General features: G+C 71.4%; 1 protein-coding gene and 1 pseudogene. One reads left to right on the top strand and one right to left on the bottom strand.

The window, feature by feature from the left end:
- Window positions 1-331 (top strand): annotated as a pseudogene (locus tag G6020_RS12230) (hypothetical protein); the annotation flags it as partial.
- Window positions 332-345: 14 nt separating this feature from the next.
- On the opposite strand, the gene G6020_RS12235 reads toward G6020_RS12230, so the two are convergent.
- Complete coding sequence (locus G6020_RS12235; protein WP_182610819.1) at window positions 346-1068, bottom strand: hypothetical protein; 723 nt, start codon at window positions 1066-1068, stop codon at window positions 346-348.
- Window positions 1069-1568: the final 500 nt, after the last annotated feature.

The raw sequence follows: 1568 nt of genomic DNA on the forward strand, positions 1-1568 counted from the left end.
CGGCCCCTACCGCGATCTCGTCGCCGGCAACCCGCTCCCGGTGCCCGCCCTCGTCGGGGTGCGGGCGGGCATGCAGTCCGAGACCACCTCGTGCGTCTACACCAGCGGGCTCGGGCGCTTCGGCCGCCTGGACATGGAACGGCTCGACGTCGCCGGGCCCCCGGGCGCCCTCTACGGGCAGATGTGCGACCTGGTCGCGTACACGCTGGGCTCGGGCACCGTGTTCCAGCCCGGCCAGGCCCTCGAGGTGGGCGGGCCGCAGCCCCTGCTCACCAGCGTCGAGACCTCCCCGTTCACCGGGCAGCAGGTCCTGCGCCTCACGCCCGGCTGAGCACGGACCCGGCGTCAGGGCCGCCGGTTGGTGGTCCGCTCCACCACCAACCGCGTGGTGGCCGCCAGCTGGAACGGCCGGACGACGGGCTCGATGCGACTGTTCAGCCGTTCCTTCTTGAGCCTGGCGATCACGCTGCGGACCAGCTCGGGCAGGGGAGTGCCCGAATGGTCGACCAGCGGGTAGATGCGGACCTCCGGGGCGACCCTCGCCATCTCGACGATCGCGTCGACATGTTCGGCCGTGCTCATCCGGTCCGCGTAGGTGAACAGAAGGTGGGAGCACAGGACGAGGTCGGCCGAGTCGGAGGCCAGGGGTAGATCCGGGAGAGCGCCGGCGACGTACCTCCCGGGCGCGACCTCGAGGTCGGCGAGCATCGACTCCGCCGCGGTCCGGCGGACGGATTCGTGACCGACCACGCCGCCCCGGACGTCCCAGTCGTAGTCGAGGTCCCGGGAGTGGAAGTGGGCCAGGGATCGATCCAGGTCCGCCAGGACCCGTTCCCTCAGGTCGCCGCCACCGAGCGCGTACTGCGGATCCACCGCGATCGCGTCCCCGCCCGCCGCGCAGATCTCCGCCACCGCGCTGGCCGCCCCGCCCGGGCAGTCGACGATCCGCCCACCCAGGTCCGCGTCGTCGAGGCTGAACATGTCGGTGTACTCCGCCAGCGAGCGCGCGCTCACCAGGACGTCCGATTCCGACAGCGGTAGGTGGATGGTTCGGGGACTTGCGGTCACCTGGACGTTCTCCTCGATCAGGTCGGGATGGGCCGGTCTCGGCCGTGGTCCGGTGTGGACCGTGCTCCCGACTGATGATCGGCCCACCCGTTCCCGGTGGGTCCGTGACGCGCGTCCTACGCCGAGGCGGGGTGGGCGAGGTGAGCGGCGCGGATCCACCGGGGTTCGCATCGCCAACACATGAGCACGTCGTTCTGCACGGCGTCACGGTAACAGCGCCCTCCGACACCGGCCACCGATTCGACACCGGTGCACCGAACCCTGACGTCCGGCCCGGAAGTGACGTGCCCCACCAGTAGAACGGACACACGTTATAGTTTTGTCCACCGCGGCATGCGCGCAGAGTCGTTCCGCCAGCACCGATTCTGGAGTACACGTGAGATCACCGTCACCGGACCGGGCCGCCACCCGCGGCCTGTCCCCTCTCGCCGGGGCGCTCGCGCTCGGACTGGTCGTGGCCCTGGCTCCGGCTCTGGCGACCGGCGCGGCCCCGGAGGCCG

Source organism: Dietzia sp. B19 (assembly GCF_014145155.1).
In the GTDB taxonomy this organism is placed as follows: Bacteria; Actinomycetota; Actinomycetes; order Mycobacteriales; family Mycobacteriaceae; genus Dietzia; species Dietzia natronolimnaea.